General features: G+C 39.7%; 17 protein-coding genes. 15 read left to right on the plus strand and 2 right to left on the minus strand.

The annotated features are described in order from the left end of the window. Positions 1-2 precede the first annotated feature (2 nt). From QUF86_RS18225 to QUF86_RS18250, 6 genes are all read left to right on the plus strand, one after another. The gene (locus tag QUF86_RS18225) at positions 3-1022 is read left to right on the plus strand and encodes a zinc-binding alcohol dehydrogenase family protein (RefSeq protein WP_289335115.1); all 1020 of its coding nucleotides are present in this window, start codon (positions 3-5) and stop codon (positions 1020-1022) included. Between the two features lie 13 nt (positions 1023-1035). Next, on the plus strand, positions 1036-1656 hold the full coding sequence (locus tag QUF86_RS18230) for a bifunctional 2-keto-4-hydroxyglutarate aldolase/2-keto-3-deoxy-6-phosphogluconate aldolase (RefSeq protein ID WP_289335116.1): 621 nt from the start codon (positions 1036-1038) through the stop codon (positions 1654-1656). Positions 1657-1668: 12 nt separating this feature from the next. Then, complete coding sequence (gene uxuA / locus QUF86_RS18235; RefSeq protein WP_289335117.1) at positions 1669-2745, plus strand: mannonate dehydratase; 1077 nt, start codon at positions 1669-1671, stop codon at positions 2743-2745. After that, the gene (locus QUF86_RS18240) at positions 2742-3578 is read left to right on the plus strand and encodes an SDR family oxidoreductase (protein ID WP_289335119.1); all 837 of its coding nucleotides are present in this window, start codon (positions 2742-2744) and stop codon (positions 3576-3578) included. The genes uxuA and QUF86_RS18240 overlap by 4 nt, the downstream gene beginning before the upstream one ends. Before the next feature lie 206 nt (positions 3579-3784). Then, positions 3785-4786, plus strand: a complete 1002-nt coding sequence (locus QUF86_RS18245; RefSeq protein ID WP_289316211.1) for a LacI family DNA-binding transcriptional regulator — start codon at positions 3785-3787, stop codon at positions 4784-4786. A 157-nt stretch (positions 4787-4943) separates the two neighbouring features. After that, positions 4944-6185, plus strand: coding sequence for an MFS transporter (locus tag QUF86_RS18250; RefSeq protein WP_289316212.1), 1242 nt, complete (start codon positions 4944-4946; stop codon positions 6183-6185). Positions 6186-6293: 108 nt separating this feature from the next. On the opposite strand, the gene QUF86_RS18255 is transcribed toward QUF86_RS18250, so the two are convergent. Next, complete coding sequence (locus QUF86_RS18255; protein WP_289335120.1) at positions 6294-7163, minus strand: AraC family transcriptional regulator; 870 nt, start codon at positions 7161-7163, stop codon at positions 6294-6296. Positions 7164-7364: 201 nt separating this feature from the next. Between QUF86_RS18255 and QUF86_RS18260 the strand changes: the two genes are divergently transcribed. From QUF86_RS18260 to QUF86_RS18275, 4 genes are all read left to right on the plus strand, one after another. Continuing rightward, positions 7365-8870, plus strand: a complete 1506-nt coding sequence (locus QUF86_RS18260; RefSeq protein WP_289335121.1) for a UxaA family hydrolase — start codon at positions 7365-7367, stop codon at positions 8868-8870. Positions 8871-8901: 31 nt separating this feature from the next. Beyond that, positions 8902-9915, plus strand: coding sequence for a zinc-binding alcohol dehydrogenase family protein (locus QUF86_RS18265; RefSeq protein ID WP_289335122.1), 1014 nt, complete (start codon positions 8902-8904; stop codon positions 9913-9915). A gap of 83 nt (positions 9916-9998) precedes the next feature. Further along, complete coding sequence (locus QUF86_RS18270) at positions 9999-11486, plus strand: tagaturonate reductase (protein WP_289335123.1); 1488 nt, start codon at positions 9999-10001, stop codon at positions 11484-11486. A gap of 321 nt (positions 11487-11807) precedes the next feature. After that, the gene (locus QUF86_RS18275) at positions 11808-12512 is read left to right on the plus strand and encodes a TerC family protein (protein ID WP_289316217.1); all 705 of its coding nucleotides are present in this window, start codon (positions 11808-11810) and stop codon (positions 12510-12512) included. 241 nt (positions 12513-12753) lie between these two features. Here the strand turns inward: QUF86_RS18275 and QUF86_RS18280 are convergent, their stop codons facing one another. Next, complete coding sequence (locus QUF86_RS18280; RefSeq protein WP_289335124.1) at positions 12754-14235, minus strand: aldehyde dehydrogenase family protein; 1482 nt, start codon at positions 14233-14235, stop codon at positions 12754-12756. A gap of 576 nt (positions 14236-14811) precedes the next feature. On the opposite strand from QUF86_RS18280, the gene QUF86_RS18285 reads away from it, so the two are divergent. The 5 genes from QUF86_RS18285 to QUF86_RS18305 all read left to right on the plus strand — a co-directional run bounded on the left by QUF86_RS18285 (position 14812) and on the right by QUF86_RS18305 (position 22580). Next, entirely contained in the window at positions 14812-16653 is a 1842-nt protein-coding gene (locus QUF86_RS18285) for a sigma-54-dependent Fis family transcriptional regulator (protein WP_289316219.1), read from the plus strand. 272 nt (positions 16654-16925) lie between these two features. Next, complete coding sequence (locus QUF86_RS18290) at positions 16926-18017, plus strand: histidine kinase N-terminal domain-containing protein (RefSeq protein WP_289335125.1); 1092 nt, start codon at positions 16926-16928, stop codon at positions 18015-18017. A gap of 842 nt (positions 18018-18859) precedes the next feature. Further along, positions 18860-20269, plus strand: coding sequence for an amino acid permease (locus QUF86_RS18295; RefSeq protein ID WP_289336251.1), 1410 nt, complete (start codon positions 18860-18862; stop codon positions 20267-20269). Between the two features lie 269 nt (positions 20270-20538). Next, positions 20539-21297 carry a hypothetical protein gene (locus QUF86_RS18300; RefSeq protein WP_289316221.1) on the plus strand — a complete coding sequence of 253 codons (759 nt, stop codon included), beginning with the start codon at positions 20539-20541 and terminating at the stop codon, positions 21295-21297. A 287-nt stretch (positions 21298-21584) separates the two neighbouring features. After that, positions 21585-22580, plus strand: coding sequence for a cation diffusion facilitator family transporter (locus QUF86_RS18305; protein ID WP_289316222.1), 996 nt, complete (start codon positions 21585-21587; stop codon positions 22578-22580). The last annotated feature ends 39 nt before the right edge of the window (positions 22581-22619 follow it).

The raw sequence follows: 22619 nt of genomic DNA on the forward strand, positions 1-22619 counted from the left end.
AAATGAAAGCGGTTCAAGTACGTAAAGCTCATGAACTTATCATTCAAGAAGTGGAAAAACCCCGGATTTCGAACTCAACGGATGTACTTGTGAAAGTAAAAAGGGTCGGGATCTGTGGATCGGATATGCATATTTACCATGGTACGAATCCCCTTGCAACTCTGCCGCGGGTAGTTGGGCATGAGGTAGCGGGAGAAGTTGTGGAGATAGGTCAAGGTGTCGCGGGCATAAAAGTGGGGGACCACGTTGTTATTGAGCCAATCAGTTATTGTGGGGAGTGTTACGCTTGCCGTAAAGGTCGCCAAAATGTTTGTGAAAAACTGTCCGTTTTTGGCGTGCATGAAGATGGTGGGATGAGGGAATGGTTCGTCCTTCCCGAGAAACAATTACATGTTGTGGATTCCGCTTTAGCTTGGGAAGAAATAGTATTGGCTGAGCCTTATACAATTGGCGCACAGGCCGTTTGGAGAGGCGAAGTGGAGGAAGGGGAAACAGTGCTTATCCAAGGAGCAGGCCCTATTGGAATTTGCATATTAAAGATGGCAAAGCTTCAAGGCGCATCAGTGATGATCACGGATTTAAGTGATGAGCGTTTGGAATTCGCTAAAGAAAGCGGCGCCGATATTACCGTCCATGCGGGAAAAGAAGATGTTCAAAAGCGAGTACAGGAATGGACGAAGGGCGAAGGGGCCAACGTCGTCATTGATGCAGTATGCTTGCCGATGACATTTGAATTGTCATTCGATGTCGTATCAACGGCTGGCCGGATTGTCGTACTGGGTTTTGATGAACGTCCTGCATCCGTTTCCCAGCTGCCAATCACTAAAAAGGAAGTATCGGTAAAAGGATCAAGATTGCAAACCAACCAGTTCCCAAAAGTGGTCAAGCTGTTAAATGAAGGCAGACTAAGACATGAAGGTTTAGTTACCCATACATTTTCACTCGATGATATCCAAGAGGCATTTAATTTTGTTGAAAATCATCCAGAACAAGTTCGAAAAGCGATCATCGTTTTTAATTAAGGGGGTAGGAGTTATGGATAAACATTCAATTATTCATCGAATAACGGAAACGAAAATAGTGGCTGTTATCCGTGGGCAAGATGCAGGGGAGGCAGTTCAACTTTCGAAAGCAGCTGTGGATGGCGGTGTTCGGGCAATCGAATTGACTTACACAACACCGGGAATTGAAGAAGCTTTCAAAGAATTACAGAATACGAATGCACTTTTAGGAGCAGGCTCGGTACTGGATTCTGAAACGGCACGACATGCGATTTTAGCTGGTGCCAATTTTATCGTCAGTCCCTATTTTGTCAATGGTGTTGCTGAGCTTTGTAATCGATATGGCATTCCCTATATGCCTGGTTGCATGACAGTTAGAGAAATGGCTATGGCATTGGAAGCAGGTTGTGATGTTTTAAAATTATTTCCGGCAAACCATTTTGAACCTTCTTTCATCAAGTCGGTTAATGGTCCCCTGCCCAATGTAAGGATCATGCCAACCGGCGGAATTAATTTGGACAATATGAAGGACTGGCTGAATGCAGGCGCGGTATCAATCGGTATCGGCAGTGACTTGAACAAAGCCTATAAGAATGGCGGCTATGAGGCAGCAGTGGAGTTAAGCAGAAAATACATGCAGATAATTGCGGAATGATGGAGGTGCATGATGAACATTACATTTAGATGGTACGGGAAAGACAATGATACTGTTTCATTGGAGCACATTAAACAGATTCCTGGAGTGAAAGGGATTGTCTGGGCACTACACCAAAAACCTGTTGGTGAGGTATGGGAAAAGGAAGAAATTAAAGAAGAAATCGAGTATATCCAATCATTTGGTTTTCACACGGATGTCGTGGAGAGTGTAAATGTCCATGAATCGATAAAATTGGGTAACGAAGATCGCATGATATATATAGAGAAATACAAAGAGACGATTCGCAATCTTTCGGAAGCCGGAGTGAAAGTCATTTGTTATAACTTCATGCCGATCTTTGATTGGACTCGGACGGAAATGTTCCATCCTTTGGAAGATGGCTCAACTGCCTTATTTTATGAAAAGGCGAAAGTGGATACGTTAGATCCGCAAGATTTAATTCGTACTGTAACCGAAGCTTCAGATTTAACTTTACCCGGTTGGGAACCCGAAAAGATGGATCAAATTTCTGAATTATTCGAAGCTTACAAGACTGTTGACGAAGAGCAGCTATGGGCGAATCTTGAAATATTCCTTAAAGAAATATTACCTGTTGCCGAGGCTTGCGGTATAAAAATGGCAATACATCCTGATGATCCGCCATGGTCCATTTTTGGCTTGCCAAGAATCATCACCGGAGAATCGAGTTATGAAAAACTGATCTCGATTTCGGATTCGCCGTCGAATGCGTTTACCATGTGTACAGGCTCGATGGGGGCAAACCCAAAAAATGATATGGTCCAAGTAGCTAAAAAGTATGCAAACCGTGCACCTTTCTCCCATATACGCAATGTGAAGATTTATGAAAACGGTGACTTTGTGGAAACGTCCCATCATACTCAAGATGGTACCATCAATATACAGGGTGTCGTGGAAGAATTGAATAAGCAAAATTATACGGGTTATGTCAGACCGGACCACGGCCGCCATATTTGGGGAGAAGTTTGCCGCCCAGGTTACGGTTTATATGACAGAGCACTGGGAATCATGTATTTGCTAGGTTTATGGGATGCATATGAAGCTACTAAATTAGGTGAAAAATCATGATTCCCATCCATGAAAACCTAACAAACAGGGTAGCGGTAATCACTGGAGGCAGTGGTGTATTATGTTCCAAAATGGCTGTGGAATTGGCTCGTCATGGTGTCAAGGTAGCGATATTGAATAGAACGGCTGAAAAAGGGCAAGAAGTGGTCGAACTCATTGAACAATCAGGGGGCGCTGCGATATCCATCGCGACAGACGTTTTGGATAGAACTTCATTGGAGAATGCAAGGGAGAAAATAATAGAAACATTCGGTAGAGTTGATCTATTAATAAATGGAGCGGGAGGCAATCACCTTGATGCCATTACAGCTCCAGAGAAATATGGGGAAGAAGCGGAAGGAAAATCCTTTTTTGATTTGGATGAAAATGGTTTCTCTCAAGTTTTTGCCAGCAATTTCACCGGTACATTTTTGGCCAGTCAGGTTTTTGGAAAAGAGTTATTGCAAGTGGAAGCACCAGTTATCGTAAACGTATCTTCCATGAGCTCCTACGCTCCAATGACTAAAGTACCAGCATATAGTGCTGCCAAAGCTTCGATAAATAATTTCACCATGTGGATGGCTGTCCATTTTGCCGAAGAGGGTTTACGGGTGAATGCCATTGCTCCGGGATTCTTTTTGACGAAGCAAAACCGGGATCTGTTGCTTAACGAAGATGGCAGCATGACAGATAGGTCTAATAAAATCATTACCGCGACACCAATGAAGCGTTTTGGTCAGCCTGAAGATTTACTCGGTACTTTGCTGTGGCTCGTTGATGAATCCTATTCGGGTTTTGTCACGGGAATAACGGTACCTGTCGATGGGGGCTTCATGGCATACTCAGGCGTCTGAATTCAGTTCCAATAAAAAAGCATTCAAGTGACCGATTGTACATTAGTTCAATTAGTTCGAGGGTAGGGGAAATTGACTTTTTTACTGCATCAGAAGGTGATTGTAAAGCTTTACTTATTATAATAGAATATTCCTTATATAAATAAGCCATATTGTTTTATGGCTTTAGGCAGAGAAATGAAATCACACGACAGGAATGAATGAAAATGAAAACCATTACAATTACTGATGTCGCCAATCACGCGAAAGTATCAAAAAGCACGGTTTCCCAATACCTGAACAAGCGATACGAATATATGAGTGAAAAAACCAGGAAAAAAATTGAAGAAACTATAGAAGAGTTAAACTATCAGCCTAATATAATTGCGCGCAGTTTAAAACAAAAATCCACTTTTACAGTTGGGGTAGTGGTTGCCAACATCCTTCATACGTTTTCAACGCAAGTTATTAGAGCTATAGAAAACTACTTTTATGAACAAGGGTTCCATATTATCGTATGCAATGCAGATGACAATCCTGAAAAGGAAAAGAATTATATTGAAATGCTAAGAGCTAAACAAGTGGATGGGATCATCATTTTTCCCACAGGGGATAATCTGGATTTATATAAACGGATGAAGAGTGATCAATTTCCGATTGTTTTCATGGATAGGACGATCGAGGAATTAAATATTGCAACAGTCATGCTCGATAATCACCTTGCTTCCAAGTTAGCCATTGACCGGTTTGTTGAAAGGGGTTTTGAAAACATTGCAATCATGACCACTTCAATAATACGCGATATCAGTCCCCGAATCGAACGGATCCAAGGGTACAAGGATTCACTCGCGTCACATGGGATACCATTCAATTCTGAATATATTAAAACAGTGAACGTAGATGAAATTCCGAATGCACTTTCAGAATTTTTCGAATTGGAAAAGCCGCCTCAAGCCATATTGGCAGGAAATGATATCGTCCTTAATGAGGTATTGCGTTATATGAAACAGCACGAAATCAACATACCTGATGACATAGCGGTCATAGGAATCGATGATGTCCCGTATGCCAGTTTCTATACACCGACCATTACAACGGTTAATCAGCCAGCCATTGAAATGGCCAACTTGGCAGCAGAGTTACTGCTTAGTCAAATCAATAAAACAGGAAATGAGGATACAAGTGTCCATCGCTTGAAACCGACTTTGCTTTCAAGGAATTCTTGCTAGAAACGGATGTAAGAATTCCTGTGAAAAAGAAAACGCTTAATTGCGGGAATTCTAAACCGATTTAGTTATAGGTCATATAGGCTTTACTCTTGGTTATTAAATGGAAACGTTTCCAAAAATGCGGCTGCATTTATTGAAGCGTATAGGGGGGTACTTTATGTTTTCAAATGGTAGAGGAATGGTCATCGTTTTCTTGTTCTTGGCAGGGGTAATAAATTATCTGGACCGATCTGCACTGTCCATTGCGGCTCCGTTCATTCAAGATGATTTATCTTTAACTGCAACACAGATGGGAATTATCTTTAGTAGCTTTTCTGTTGGATATGCCATCTTCAACTTCCTTGGAGGAATGGCGTCCGATAGATGGGGTGCGAAGCTAACGCTTTTTGTTGCGATGATCGTTTGGTCTTTATTCAGTGGTGCACTTGTACTTGCTGTCGGTTTTGCGAGTATGATAGTCATCCGCATACTGTTTGGGATGGGCGAAGGCCCTCTTTCGGCAACAATCAATAAAATGGTGAATAACTGGTTCCCAGCGAATCAGCGGGCATCTGTCGTTGGTTTAACGAATAGCGGGACACCGCTTGGTGGCGCAATTGCAGGTCCAATAGTTGGATTTATTGCGATCTCATATGGATGGAGAGTTTCTTTCATTGCCATTATGGTAATTGGTCTTATATGGGCGATTTGCTGGTGGAAATTCATTAAAGAAAAACCAGAAGAGTCAAAAGAACAGAAACTTACGGGGAAATCTTATGTAGCGGCAACATCGGAAGAAAAGGTGAAATTCACCTTTTATTTAAAACAAAAAACGGTTTTATTTACAGCTCTAGCCTTTTTTTCTTACAACTATATTCTCTTCTTTTTCTTAACTTGGTTCCCAAGCTATTTGGTGGATGCACGCGGCCTAAGTGTAGAAAATATGAGTATCATTACAGTGATTCCTTGGATTTTTGGATTCATCGGACTTGCTTTGGGCGGATTCGTGTCGGATTTCTTTTTTAAAAAATTCGCTCAAAAAGGTGTTTTATTCTCACGTAAGCTCGTACTTGTAACATGTTTGTTCTTATCGGCGGTATGTATCGGTTTTGCCGGACTTGTATCCACAACGCTCAGTGCGGTTACACTTGTCGCACTTTCCGTCTTCTTCCTATATTTGACTGGTGCCATTTACTGGGCAATCGTCAACGATGTTGTCGACCCTGGTAATGTTGGATCTGTTGGAGGTTTTATGCACTTCTTGGCAAATACAGCAGGTATCATCGGACCGACTTTAACAGGATATATTGTCGATACCTCAGGCACATACACAGTTGCATTCTTGCTTGCAGGTGGATTGGCCATCGTTGCATCGCTTGCAGTCATCCGTTTTGTACAACCGATAGGAAAGCCTGCGTAATAGATTGTTAGAATGGAAGTGTCTCCCAAAGGATATATCAAGGGAAGACACTTCTATTTTTAATCGATCGATATTTTTCCATGTTTATCAGACATGAATTTTACCATCCTAGCCCATTCGATTTTCTTTGCGAAATGCAGCAGGTGTCTTATCATTGTATTTTTTAAAGGTACGATAAAATTGGGGCATACTTTCAAAACCACACATTTCAGCAATATTGGCAATGGTGTGATTCGTTTCCAGTAATAGTTCCTTTGCCTTGATGATCCTTTTCGTATTTAAATACACGATTAACCCAATTCCAGTCGTTTCCTTAAAAACTCTGCTGAAATGAGCGGGACTGACCAATGCTTTGTGTGCAAGTACCGTCAAAGATAATGGTTCACCCAAATGGTCATTAATATAAATTAAAATATCTTTGATCCATTCTGAGCTATAGCTTTTGCCTTCAGTAAAATCTTGTTTGTCATTTATCCGGGTACGGTATAAATCAAGTATGATTTGGTGAACGACCAGCAAACAAGCATGTCTCGAACCCATTGAATGGCTAGTTGACTCTTGCAGGATGAGGTGGAGCTGTTCTTCGATCTTTACTTGTTTCTTTTGCGGCAAAGATATTTTATAATTCTTACTCTTTTTTGTTAGGTCAAACAAATGTAAATATGAAAAAGAATCATCAACCATATCTTTATATATTAATGTTGGACTGAAAAAGATAATGGTGGATGTAACAGGATCGTCCTTGTTGGGTAATGCCCTATGAATGGTATTATTCGGGATTAGGAATACATCCCCTTGCTGCATATCATAAAACACATCACCGATAAAAAAGGTACCCTTACCGTTATAAACATAAACAATTTCATAATGGTCGTGCATATGATCTGACAATTCAGTCTGAGGACTTTTAGTATCTTGATAGACAAAAGAAAATGGGAAGAGTAAATCATGTTCTAATGGATTATGGGTTTTTTTCATTTCGTTCAGCTCCTGAAAATATAATACAACAAGAATGAGTATATTTATAGCAAAATATGCAATTTATATTTCAAATATTGATGTTAAAATGATAATAGATTCAATAGAGAAAATATATTTAAACACAAAAATGAAAGGGCTTTCTAAACGTATTGACGTTTGCTCTTTGAACGTCATCTCCCATGATAAGGAGGGGACAAAATGAATAAATTTGTTCAATTGCATTCAAATGATGATGTGGTTATTTCCTTGGAGGAGATTCATAAAGGACAGAGCCTCCAGATTCAAACAGAAGACAGCGGTATGATCCATATAAAGGCAAGTGACGACATTCCTAAAGGGCATAAGATGTCAGTGAAACCGGTAAAACGAGGGGGGGACGTAATCAAATTTGGCTACTCGATCGGAAAAGCTAAAGAAGATATCTCCATAGGGGATTGGGTTCACACCCATAATCTAGCATCCGGTTTGCAGGGTATATTGGATTATTCCTATAAACCCAGCATTCAAGATACAGAAGAGCCAAGTCAAAATCATACCTTCCAAGGATTTATCCGTGAAAATGGGGAAGTGGGTATCCGGAATGAAATCTGGATCATCAACACGGTCGGTTGCATCAATAAAACATGTGAAGTTCTCGCTAAAATGGGCAATGAGCAGTTTAAAGATCGCCAAATTGATGGGGTTCATCATTTTTCCCATCCCTACGGTTGTTCTCAATTGGGAGATGATTTGACCCATACACAAAAGCTATTAGCGGCCTTGGCTCAACATCCGAATGCAGCCGGGGTTTTGGTTGTAGGATTAGGATGTGAGAACAATCAAATCGAAGCATTTAAAGAAGTAATAGGCGAATTTCCTCCAAATCGAATTAAATTTTTAAAAGCCCAAGAGATTGATGATGAATTAGAGAGCGGCTTACGTTTAATGGGAGAATTAGTGGAATATGCGGAAGGGTTCGTACGAATGCCCGTACCGGTTTCAAAGTTGAAAATAGGCTTGAAGTGCGGGGGTTCCGATGGTTTTTCAGGCATTACCGCTAATCCATTGGTTGGTGCGGTTTCCGACCTAATAGTAGAACATGGCGGGACGACGATATTGACAGAGGTTCCTGAGATGTTTGGAGCGGAAACGATATTAATGAACAGGGCAAAGGATGAAGACACCTTTAATAAAATCGTTGGCCTTATTAATGATTTCAAACAGTATTTCATTCGCCATGATCAGGAAATTTATGAAAACCCTTCACCTGGAAACAAGGAGGGCGGCATAAGTACACTGGAGGAAAAATCACTTGGATGCACGCAAAAAGGGGGCCATGCCACTGTAGTGGATGTAAGTCCATATGGTGAACGAGTATTGAAGCATGGATTGAATTTGATCAATGCTCCCGGGAATGACCTGATTTCGGTGACGGCCTTGGCAGCAGCGGGCGCACATATCGTTCTATTCACCACAGGAAGGGGAACACCTTTTGGCGGTCCGGTGCCAACTGTAAAAATAGCTACGAATTCAGAATTGGCCAAGCGTAAAAAGCACTGGATTGATTATAATGCCGGGCGGTTAATTGAAGGTCAAAAGATCGATGAATTAAAGGACGATTTATTCCAATACATCCTTGAACTTTCATCCGGTAAAAAGAAAACGAATAATGAAAAATTCGGTTATAAGGAGATAAGCATCTTTAAAGAAGGAGTCATTCTTTAATACATATCTCATAAAAAAGGAGTGTTAATCAGTGAAGACTATCGTTTGTGAACAACCTTTTGAATTTAAGATGATCGTGTCGGAAAAACCAGTTCCAAACCCGGGGGAAGCTTTGATTCGTGTGCGGCGCATAGGAATATGCGGTACTGATATTCATGCATATGGAGGTAATCAACCCTTTTTTAGCTATCCTCGAATACTTGGCCATGAACTATCCGGTTATATTGAATTCATACCGGAGAACGCATCAGGATTGAATGTCGGGGATCAAGTATCGATCATTCCCTATATGGAATGTGGAAAATGCATCGCATGCAGAAATGGAAAAACGAACTGTTGTACAGATATGAAAGTGTTGGGTGTACATAAGGAAGGCGGTATGTGTGAATGGATTACGGTTCCCTATGATCATTTGGTGAAAACCGAGGGTCTTACACTTGATCAATCGGCAATGATAGAGCCTTTAAGTATAGGGGCCCACGCGGTCAGACGGGCTGCTATTCATAAAGGGGAATTTGCACTTGTAATTGGTGCTGGTCCAATTGGCTTGGGAGTCATGGCATTCGCTAAGAAACAGGGTGCGAAGGTGATCGCAATGGATGTAAATGATGAACGCCTTGCGTTTGCTGGCAAATGGGCAAATGTCGATTATTCTTTGAACGTATTGGAGAATCCAATGGAGAAATTAGCTGAATTGACAAATGGAGATATGCCAAGCGTAGTATTTGATGCGACAGGTAATGCTAAATCAATGATGGATTCATTTAAATTCCCTGCTCACGGCGGAAGGTTGATATATGTAGGTTTGGTTAAAGCGGATATTTCCTTTAATGATCCTGAATTCCACAGTAAAGAGCTTACATTAATGGGAAGCCGTAATGCAACAAGGGATGACTTTGACTATGTCGTAAAAACGCTGAAAAATGATAAGTTGGATATGAGTCAGTATATTACACACCGCACACATATGGATGAAATGATCAATCAATTTGAGGGGTGGTTAACTCCTGAATCTAAAGTGATCAAGGCCATTGTTGAAATATAAGTTTAAGGTTTCAGGTCGTAAGGACAACCACTTGAAATTGTACTCCGAATTGGATATTCCTATGAGAAAGGAGTTTTTTGGTCATGAACATGAATAAAGGTCACCTGAAGAGTCTGAGTAAAGATACAAAAGCTGTCCAAAATCAACATATGATGGATTTTCCCATAAAGGTATTGCAGATTGGGGAGGGGAATTTTCTCCGCGGCTTCTTTGATTGGATGATTTATGAATGTAATAAACAAGGTCATTTCCTGGGAAGTATTGCTGTTACCCAGCCTCGCCCCGCTGGAAAAGGGAAAATAGAGGAACTAAAGCGGCAAGATGGACTGTATACATTAATGTTAAGGGGTTTTCACCAAGGTGAGAAAGTGGAACATCCAGAGATCATTTCCGTTTTTTCAAAGGTAATTGATCCTTATGATGAATGGATGGAATTTTTAACATTATCCGAAAACCCTGCATTGGAATTTGTAGTTTCCAACACGACCGAAGCAGGAATCAAATATCAGCCGATTCCTTTGGAAGAAGGAGTGCCGATTGAATCTTTTCCAGGAAAACTGACTGCATTTTTATATCGGCGCTATCTGCATTTTAACGGTGATGCGGAAAAAGGACTCATCATGCTACCTTGTGAGCTTTTAGAGAGAAATGGTGATTCATTGAAGCAATGTGTTCTCAAGCATGGCAGTGATTGGGATTTACCAAAGCCATTCATGGAGTGGGTGGACCGGGACAACCTATTTTTAAACTCGCTTGTAGACCGTATCGTAACAGGATTCCCCGCTAATGAGTCGGAAAAACTATTTGAGGAATGGGGATATAAGGATACTCTCCTAAATACAGCTGAACCCTATCATTTATGGGCTATTGAAGGTGACCCTTCTATTGATGAACGTCTACCTTTACAAAAAGCCGGATTAAATGTGCGTTGGGTTAAAGATTTAGTACCTTATCAAATGAGAAAAGTACGGATTCTTAATGGTTCACATACCTTGATGGCTCCTCTAGGCATTTTATCTGGATTGGTAGAAGTAAAACAGGCAATCGATCATCCGGATTTCTACAGATACTTGAGCATGGCCATCGAAGAGGAAATAATCCCTACATTACCTTTTGCTCATAATGAGATGATGCTATATGGGAAAAGCGTTCTTGAACGATTTATGAATCCCTATGTACATCACCTCCTTGCCGATATTTCACTGAATAGCATTTCGAAATTCAGGGTTCGTCTCCTGCCAACTTTAGAGGAATATTATAAGGCGAAAGGTAGCCTGCCTGACTGCATCGTACGTGGTTTTTCGGGCCTGATCCGATTTTATAAGGTTTACGAAGTGAATGGGAATTATATAGGTAAAAGCTTTACGGGTAAAGAATATGTCGTTAAAGACGATATAAAGACAATTGAATTTTTTAGGGAACAATGGCTTCGTTATGAGAGTGGAGATATTTCACTTTTACAATTGATAGAGGCCACCTTAAGTAATCAATATCTATGGGGGAAGGATTTGGGTTATATCAAAAACCTAGGAAACGAATTATGCCTAAAACTAGAAGAGATGATTGACTGAAATTATCCGTTGAAAGGTGATGGGCTAGGTAAAGTTCATGAATATTATTCCAATCTCTTATTTTTTACTTTATTTTATTTGTATTTTTGGTATACTAGATTAGTGATATTTTTTCTTGGTAGATTCCTAAGGGAAAGATATCAAAAGAATTACATATTCTTTATTCCCGTGAAGGGGAGTAGCGTCAGGGATAACCTGAAATAAAGTCGTCATTACGTGGGATTCCACCGGCTTTATTGGCCTAATTCATTTAGTGCTTAGCGAGACCTTTGCCATAAATGGCAGAGGTCTCTTTATTTTTGTATAAAGGAGGAAAATGTGTTGGATTTTTTAACAGGTGAATTTATTTCAGGACTTTTAGCGATCATTATGATAGATTTGGTTCTTGCCGGTGATAATGCGATCCTTATTGGATTGGCTGCAAGAAAGCTTCCAAAAGATCAGCAAAAAAAGGTGATAATATGGGGAGCGGTCGGGGCAATAGTGATAAGGATCATTGCAACGCTGCTGGTTGTTTGGCTCTTAGAGGTGCCAGGACTGCATTTAATAGGGGGATTACTTCTTGTATGGATTGCTTATAAGCTCCTTATCGATGAAGAAGAACATGATTTGAAGCCTGCAGACTCTATGTGGGCTGCCATAAAAACTATCATTATTGCAGATGCATTGATGGGATTGGACAACGTCCTAGCTGTGGCAGGTGCTTCTCATGGTAACTTCACTTTAGTGGTAATCGGTTTACTTGTATCAATTCCAGTAGTGATGTATGGAAGCACTTTGATCCTGAAACTGATCGAACGCTTCCCATTCATCATAATAATTGGTGCGGGAATACTAGGCTGGACAGCTGCTAAAATGATCGTAGCCGAGCCCTTCATGCACGACTACTTTACAAATCCCTTCATAAAATATGGATTTGAAGCGATAGTAGTGATCGGAATCCTGGTTGCCGGGACTTCAAGACAGCAAAAAATAGAAAAAGAAAAAGCAAACAAAGAGAAAATGCAAATCGAACGTAATGGGTAATTAGCCTAAAGAGACCTTTCAAAAATGAAAGGTCTCTTCTTTTTGTCTGGAATAAGTTACCAAAACAAGGAAAGGGTGTCCAAAGTCCGGACTTTGGACACCCTTTTGCGAATATTTAAAGGAAGCAAAAACAGGCTCTTATGTCTTTTTTAATACATGAATTGAATGAGTGACTAATTCCCAATATCCAGATGCATTTCAATTGGAATATCTGAGCCAAATGGAGCGATCATTCTTTTTGTTAGTTTAAGTTAATCCATACACTTTTAACTTCCGTATAATTATCCAATGCATAACTGCCCATTTCCCGACCGATTCCACTTTGTTTATAACCACCAAATGGAGAAGCTGCATCGAAGGCGTTATAACAGTTTACCCAAACTGTACCTGCCTTTAATTCATTAGCCACATAATGGGCCTTTTTTACATCTTGTGTCCATAAACCAGCGGCCAATCCATATTCAGAGTTATTTGCACGGTTTATTACATCGTCCAAATCGTCAAAAGGCATGGCAGCTACAACAGGACCGAAGATTTCTTCTTTAGCGATTGTCATTTCATCTTCAACACCTGCAAATATTGTAGGTGCTACAAAATAACCCTCACCTTGTCCGTAATTGCCCCCTGTAACCACTTCAGCTCCTTCAGACTTCCCTTTTTCAATATAACTGCCCACTCTTTCCATTTGTTCACTGGAAACCAATGGCCCTATCTGGGTTGATGGATCAAGACCGGCCCCTTGTTTAATATTTTTTGCGTGGGACACTAAGTCAGCTACCACGTTATCATAGGATTTCTTCTGAATATACAGCCGGGAACCGGCACAGCAAACTTGTCCTTGATTAAACATGATGCCCATCAAAGCACCAGGAATGGCTTTACTCATATCTGCATCCGGTAAAATGATATTAGGTGATTTCCCACCTAGTTCCAACGAGATTTTTTTCACAGTGCCCGAAGCTTGGCGCATGATCATTTTCCCTACTGAGGTTGAACCGGTAAAGGCAATTTTATCGACATCAGGATGGTCTACAAGCGGTGATCCTGCTGTTTCCCCAAATCCAGGTATGACATTAAGAACGCCAGGAGGAAAACCGGCTTCAAGCGCCAATTGCCCTAAATATAATGCTGAAAGCGGCGTTTGCTCCGCTGGTTTTAAAACGATCGTACATCCGGTTGCAAGGGCTGCACCTAATTTCCATGCCGCCATAAGAAGAGGGAAATTCCAAGGGATGATCTGTCCTACCACTCCAACTGCTTCATGACGGGTATAATTAAAGTAATTTCCTGCAACAGGAATTGTTTGACCCACTATCTTAGTGGTCCATCCAGCATAATAACGGAAGTGATCAATGGCGAGGGGGACGTCGGCATTAGTGGTTTCACCAATTGGCTTACCATTATCCAGGGTATCTAATTGTGCTAACGCCTCTTTATGATTCTCCATTAGGTCCGCTAACTTATAAATGAGGCGACTGCGTTCCGATGCACTCATTTTTTTCCAGGGACCGTTGTCGAAAGCCTTGCGGGCTGCTTTGACTGCTTTATCTACATCTTCTGGTCCTGCTTCACTCACAATGGCCAGAACCTTGCCATTTGAAGGATCGAGAGTCTCAAAGGTTTTTCCTGAAGCAGCTTCTACCAATTCCCCATTAATCAATAGCTTTTTAGTGCCCTTTAGGAATTCTTGTACTCGCGGATTAAGTTTAATAGTTTGTTCCATGTATAATACCCCTTTTCATATTAAAGTTCGATCATGAAAATCTGTCCGGACAATTGCGTTCTCTAAGTAAAAGGATCAGGCATATGCTTATGTCTTCGATAAAAGTTTCTCTTTGGCTGATCTGTTGCATATATGGATTTCTTTGGTCCTGATGGTACACAGCTATTCTTAATAGACCTAGTAGGCAAGGAAAACACTACCCAACGGAATACAAGGCTTTCGACTTACTTGATTCTTTCCCCCCTCATCAAAAAGGAATCAATTACTCATCATGTAATTATGCAAGACTTATGCCAATAATAAAAAACCAATAAAATCAAGGGAATTGGATAGAAGGAAGCCACCTAACTGTTCCACTTTGGAACAGTTAGGTGTTCCAGTATGGACCAAAAACGTTTAATACTTGGCAAAAAGGCAATTTTCATTTTGGTGGATATCTGAATTTTCTGTTATAATTAAATTATATGGATTAACCTTAATACTCTTAAACTATAGGTTGTTTAGAGTTGCCTAATTGAAATTGAATCGAAAAACAGTGGCCGTTTACTGGATTTTACATACGGGAGGACTTATTCAATGTCTATTAATATTAGCGCGGATAAAGGAACCGTTCCGGCATTTATTCAAGAATCATGGAAGCGGTGCCATTCAAAAGGACTTCAGCCTAGCACGATGGATAAGGAAGATATGCTTGGCGCATTTGAGTTGGCCGAATACCACGATCAATATGCAGAACTGCTGTACCATTCTTCCCCCATTTTAGAGGAAGTTCATAGCTCGATTAATGGCTTGGAGTCCATTTTATTACTTGCTGCTCCTGAAGGTTATATCATCGAAACAGTTGGCGATCCAGCTTTCATTCGGCATGCAGATAATGTTTCCCTCAGAAAAGGGGCCAATTGGCTAGAGGAATCAAAAGGGACAAATGCAATAGGAACAGCCATTGTAGAGAAAAAACCCGTATTGATTCATGGCAATCAACACTTTCATCAGGATAACCATTTCCTTACTTGTGCCGCTTCCCCCATCTATCACCCTGATGGGCATCTGCTTGGTGTCTTGAATTTAAGCAGCCATCAACAGAATTATCATCCTTTTTCCATTAGCCTGGTTCAAAGGGTGGCTGATAGCATCAAACAAGCACTCTTATTGTCACATACTCAAAAAAGGGAGAAAAACCTTTATTTTATATATGATCAATACCCTGATCCTCTAATTACCCTTGATAAAGAGGGAAAAGTTACAAATCTCAACATTGCGGCGTCCAAAGTTATTGGCACATTGAAAAAACCGATACCGAATATAATATCAAGATTAGACCCGCTTGTTTTAGAACAGAAGATTTCAATAAAAGACCAGGAATACACAGTTCAGACCCTTGGTAAAAATATAGAAAATCAGTCCTCCGTGATCCTACGGTTAAAAAAACAAAAATTGAATGATGGTTTAACTAATCGATATCAATTTACCGATATAATCAGTAATGATCCACAAATGAATCAAACCATATCCATTGCCAAAAGGGCAGCAACACTTGATATCAGTCTTCTAATCACTGGAGAAAGTGGAACGGGAAAAGAACTGTTCGCTCAATCCATTCATGGGGTTAGCTTAAGAAGCGATAAACCGTTCATCGCGATCAACTGCAGCGCAATACCCGAAAACTTATTGGAAAGTGAGTTATTCGGGTATGAAAAGGGTGCCTTTACTGGCGCAAAAAGCGGCGGACATAAGGGGAAGTTCGAAGCTGCTGATGGCGGAACCCTGTTTTTGGATGAAATCGGGGACATGCCGCTTCCAGCTCAAGCGACTCTACTTCGCGTGCTTCAGGAAAGATGTGTGACCCGTGTCGGCGGACATGATTCCATTCCAATCGATGTAAGGGTCATTGCCGCCACAAACAAAGACTTACAAAAAGAAATTGAAGCGGGGGAATTCCGTGCCGATCTATTTTTTCGCCTGTGTGGATTATCGTTAAAACTTCCAAATCTCAGGAGTCGTAAAGATTTATTACTGTTAGCAGAATACATTTTAGAAGGTTTAGCTTATAAGAGCGAACATACCGAATTAACGCACGAAGCTAATACATTCATTTTGGAATATTCGTGGCCAGGAAATTTCCGTGAATTGCAAAACGTGCTTGGACAGGCTGCATTCCTAGCTGATAATGGTCCGATTACAAGGGACTTACTCGAGGCACTTTGCCCTGTTTCTTCCATTACACTTGAAGAAAAGGCAAATGCCGATCGAGAACCAAGAAACTTTCGAGAACAAGAAACCAAACTTATCAGGAATGCCTTGGAACGAACAAATGGAAATATCAGCAACGCCGCAAAACAACTTGATATCGGCCGAAATACACTTTATAGAAAAATGAAAAAATACGGAATGAACTTTCAAAAAGTAAGAGATTCTTAGGATATAAAAAGCAGGAATGAAGAGTTTCCTTTTTATGAAAATCTCTGACCTGATTTGGTCGTTTCTTTGTTATCGCAAGCAACTATATGCGGACCAGCAAACCTTGTCTCCTTACAAGCTACTTTTCATCTGCAAAACAATAAATAATGAAGTGCAGGAAATCAAAATCTCATATAGAATGATGTTATTGATATAATATCTAAAATTCCGCAAGGGGATGTGTGGTCAATAGTATGGAGTTGTCATCTGAACATAAGGAGTACAAAAATGTTTTGATTCGATATCTGGAAGAAAATGAATCTTTGTTTTTAAATGAATGGAACGAGACCATTAAGATCAATGAAATAGACCCCTACAAAGAAAAAGTTAAAGAAAATGGATATGGGATGTACTCACTGGTCATCCAAACGTTCAAGGAGGCATTGTCGGAAGACGTGCTGATAAGGTTGGCTTACCAGGTTGCAAAAGAACGCCTTGAAGCAAATATCAACATCGGGGATTTTCTATATAATATTAATTTAGGGAGAAATATCATAATCAGAAATGTTTTTGGGGCCAATATCCCCATTTATTATATGCAGAAATTCATCAATGACATCAACTTGCACTTTGATTCATTCAGCTATCATGCAGTAACGAGATATACGAATCTTACAAATGAAGTGATTGAGGAAAAAAAGTCTTATATAAGTGAAAACCACAAAGATAAATTAGCGGTACTGGGACAGATATCATCAAGCTTTGTACATGAGTTCCGAAACCCGCTTACAGCTATCATGGGGTTCAATAAATTACTAAAGCGGGAGAATCCAGAGTTGAAATATTTGGATATCATTGATTATGAATTAAATCAGTTGAATTTCAGGATAACCCAATTCCTCCATACTTCCAAATCTGATTTTAATGAGGAACAAAGAGAGGAAATTTCCGTATTAAAGTTAATTGAAGAAATACAAGAACTGACTTATGCGAATATTGTGGATGCCAGCGTTAATGTGGAAATAGATATATATCCAAACTTAGTCATGACAGCGAGCAAGGATGGGTTAAAACAAGTGTTCTTGAATCTTTTCATTAATTCCATTGATGCTTTAAAGGATAGGGAACACCCTAGAATTTTGAGGATAAACTCTTTAATTGAAGCGAATGAAAGAATAATTCGAATCTCTAATAATGGACCGGCCATTGCCAGTGAATTGATCGAATCTATTTTTGAGCCCTTTGTCACAACAAAAGAGCTAGGAACCGGAATTGGATTATACGTATGTAAAAAGATCATTGAAAGTAATGATGGGTATATGAATTGTGACTCTAATGAAAATTTAACCACATTCAGCATCCATTTCCCAAATGTTCAGTACTAAATTTTTATAATGGTTTGATACATATCCTACAGGACTTTACATACAGCTTTATTCTTACATATCCTTATTTTCCGAAGCATGTAGTAGGTCTTGGATTAGTAGCGGAAGCACATCCCGGACGAAGAATCAGTCTTAGTGGAAATAAATCCATTTGGGAAGATGTCAAAATTCATAATTTGGATTTTGGCATCTTATTTTTATCGCCCCTTTAGTAATTTTTTTACACTTTATGAAAAAGATACTAGAATCCACCTTGAAATTTTTCAGTCGATAATTTTTGTCGATATTTTAAAAGATATCAATTAAATTGTCATTTTTTAATTCGAATGTGAATCAAAAGGGGAAAATAATTAATTTATGAATCATATATTGAATTTTTGATTCAATATTGAATCGAATTAAATTCACAAAAGCGTTAAATCCTATTGAACTAACCATCCTTTTTTTGGCATGGATATTGCTTTTATAATATGTATAAATTTATTTGGAGAGAGGGTGCTTTTGGAAGGATATGGCAGGTGTGTGAAATTTTATTTTTTACATAACAATAAGTAAAAAGATCAAAATCATCAAGGATCATTATACTTTTCGCGTGTTTCGTTTAGGGGCTGTAAATAGAAAAAGAGGAAGTTTTAATGGGAAAAGCGGATACGGTTAATAGTATAAGCGTTACAACATACATATAACTTTTTTCTTAACGACTAAATTTGGCCTCATAAAAGCATTGGTGAAACAGGGGGATAGACTGCAAACATTGTTTTTGAATGAAAGATTTCTACTAGGGTACCCATGAGCAGTAGTTATCTGCTTGCAAAACGTTAAATTGACAGTTTTAGAGGATGGTGACAATAGTGGCTTTTCAAACAAATGAACTGAAACATGGTCTCAAGACCAGGCATGTCACAATGATTTCTATTGGCGGGGTAATTGGGGCAGGACTATTTATCGGAAGCGGAACAATAATAGGTTCAGCAGGACCTGGTGCTATTTTATCGTATATAATCGCAGGATTGATGATCGTGCTCATCATGCGCATGCTGGGTGAAATGGCTGTGGTGAACCCTGATAGCGGATCCTTTTCAACATATGCACATCAGGCAATGGGCCCTTGGGCCGGATATACGATTGGCTGGTTGTACTGGTTCAACTGGGTTATCATTATTGCTATAGAAACAACTTTATTGGGTACTATGGTTCATGATTGGTTTCCTGACATACCCATGTGGGCTGCTAGTCTTTCTTTCCCTATTTTAATGATGGTTACGAATATATATTCAGTCAAAGCTTATGGTGAATTTGAATACTGGTTAGCTTTCATGAAAGTGACAGCCATTGTCATTTTCCTGTTCCTGGGTGCAGCCATGATCTTTGGATTTGTTCCTGGATTTGATTCACCAGGACTTGCCAACATTACCGGGCATGGAGGTTTTGTTCCAAATGGTTTTCTTCCGGTCCTCCTTAGTGTGATATTCATTACCTTCTCTTTATCGGGAAGTGAGGTTGCTGCCATTGCTGCAGGAGAGTCTGAAAACCCTGAAAAAAATATTATTAAAGCCATAAACGCTGTTGTATGGCGTCTCCTTCTTTTCTTTGTCGGCTCAGTGGCTATTTTAGTTATCTTAATCCCGCAGGGGGCTGAAGATTTACTGAAAACCCCCTATGCCAGCGTTTTTGATATGGCAGGCCTCCCGGCAGCGGGTCAAGTTATGAATATTGTAATCTTCATATCATTGCTTTCTGTTTTGAATTCAGGGCTATATACAAGCTCACGTATGTTATACTCTTTATCAAAAAAAGGTGATGCACCGAAAATCCTATCCCGTGTGAATAAGAGGGGAATCCCGATTTGGGCGTTACTGGCATGTGTTTTCTTTGCTTATGTGTGTACGACATTTAAATTTGTTTCCCCTGATAAATTGTTTGCTTTTCTCGCAAATAGCTCGGGAGGAGTCACTATGATCATGTATATATTTATCGCTTTTTCTCATCTGTATTTGAGGAAAAAGACGGAAAAAGAAAATCCCGGAACACTTAAAGTGAAAATGTGGCTATTCCCTTACTTAACCTACGCGACTATTGCAGTATTATTTATTATATTTGTTGCTCAAGCATTTATTGATTCCATGCGGTTGCAATTCTTTCTTACAAGCCTTCTCACGATTCTTGTTATAGGGTCATACTTTCTGTTTTATCATAAGAAAAATGTAATGACTCCTGAACAAGACGGTAAACTAAAAAAAATTTCAAGTTAAAGAAGGGTAAAGGATGTAGTCGTTTTTGTCCAGGGAGAAATGATTGACTATTCTAATAAAAGTGCTGCTCTTAGTGAGCAGCCTTTTTTCTAGTTTAAAAAAGATGGCATTCATTGTATGGGGGGAATTGAAAGATGTTCGGGACTCTGAATGCCATCACTTCTGGACGATTTTTAGAGTGGACATTCGATTATGATAAACTCATTCATTTGCAACTTTGAAATCCTTTGCTAGAATATAATCTATAGAAAAGATTAGGAGTGGTGACTGTGGCTGAAACTCCAGCTGAAGATTTGATTCATTATATCGCACCAAAAGGAGAGTATATCCCTTTTTTAGATGATACGGACTATATCGCTAAAGGAATGGAATGGAAATTATTCACTGCCCGTTCGGTTAAAAGAGAACTATTATATAAAAGCGGCAGTTTTCAAGGGAAAGTCAAATTGGCAGGTTATGAACAATATGGAAACGGTCTTGACACGGTAGTCGTTGAATTTGAAAATGGAAAGCTTAGTTGCATTAACCCTTCCTATTTAAAGGAAATGCAAAGCTCCAGTTTCGGAAAAGAGTTGTTGAGCGGACCGGTTTCCGAAACATCCGCAGTTCCAAGTGAACAGGAACAGGTGATGGAAGCCCCAATTACCGAAACATCGGATCAGCTAAGTGAAGAACCAAAAAAAGCAAAAACCAAAAGTAAAAAGGCGACAGCAAAACCTAAGTTGGATTTACCTGGGGAAAAAGTGCATTTCACCGCAACCGTCAAGGAGTTCACGGCGAAAATGAACCATTTCACTGGTGAAGAAGATGAAGTGATACTCTTGGAGAATGTCAAGGTGACAACGGAACCTGAACTGACAATCGGTGATGCTTGGTGTGGATATAGCAAGACATTAAAAAAAGCTGAGCTCGAAGAAGGGGACGAAATCGAATTTGATGGAAAAGTGGTCGATAAAAAATACAATAAAGAAATACGATATAAAGTAAATAATCCATCTAAGTTAGTGAAAAAGGGGATGGAAGCTTAAAAAGGGAGTAAGCTGCTGCTTACTCCCTTTTTTTGTAAGGATCTTTCATCGCATTAATCAGTTCCGAATAAAATGAATGAGTTTTTTGTGATCTTATTAGAATTTATGCGTCCAACCCTGGAATATAATCGTGTGTGGGAGATACAACATATAAACAACATAGTAATGCCAGTTATTCTGAATTCGTTTAGTTTGGAGTTTTTCCTTTTTGTGGTTTCATATATTCCTGTGTTGGGGATAATACACTAAGATAATGGATTTATTTAAAGATAAGGGGGGGCATTTATATGAAAGAATTATTCCGTTTATTAAAACAAGGAAATAAATCGGCGTTCATTGCTGCATGTGTGAATAGTATCATCTCTGTGCTAAAGGGAATTGCTTATTTCATGACAGGGAATGTCGCTATGTTTGCTGAAACATTACATACTTTGGGCGATGCTGCGAATCAGTTTTTTGTCTTCATCGGTTCTGCACTTAGTAAAAAGTCACCAACTGATCGATTCCCTGATGGCTTTGGGCGTTTGGTTAACCTCGTTTTATTAGGGGCGGTTTTGGTTGTCGGGATCATGTCTTATGAAACGATTAAAGAAGGGTTCCATCACATATTGCACCCTGTAGAATCAACTGGAATCATTATTAACTTGTCCGTTCTTTCGTTAGCGGTTGTGTTGGAATCATATGTTTTATTTAAAGCCATGAAAGAAGTGGTGCATGAGACTGGAATCGAAGCTAAAGGTACAGCCGTCATCTTTAAGAGTTTTGCTGGTTTAAAAAGAGCAAAACCAGCGACGAAATTAGTATTCATGGAAGATATGGTAGCAACTGGAGGTGGAGTGCTTGCGATAATTGCCATCTTATTAGCAAACTTCACGCCCTTCATTCAAGCGGAAGGTGTTGCTTCTGTCATGATTGGTCTCGGTATGTTCTATGTGGTTGGAAGGGTTTTCCTTGATAATGCTGCGGGCGCTCTTGGGGAAGCGGATATAGAAATGCGTCAAAAGATTGGATCTATGGTCATGGGTGACCCAGATGTAAGGGATATACAGAAACTGGCCGTAATAAAAGAAGGGGAGGACTTTCATGTTGAACTTGAAGTGGAACTTGATCCCCATATTTCAATCGCCCAGGCTGATGACATCAAAGATCGCCTGTTTAATGAGATATTCAAGGAAAGAGGAGTCACGGATGTCATCATAGAATTTGATGAAAATGACGGTGTTCCAAAATGGGAAGGTCAGATTAAAAAAGAATTGAATGAAATGGAAAAAGATAGGAAGTAGAGAATGTTTAGTATTCTAGAATACAAAGCGTTCGGATAA

Source organism: Peribacillus sp. NJ11 (assembly GCF_030348405.1).
Lineage (GTDB): Bacteria > Bacillota > Bacilli > Bacillales > DSM-1321 > Peribacillus.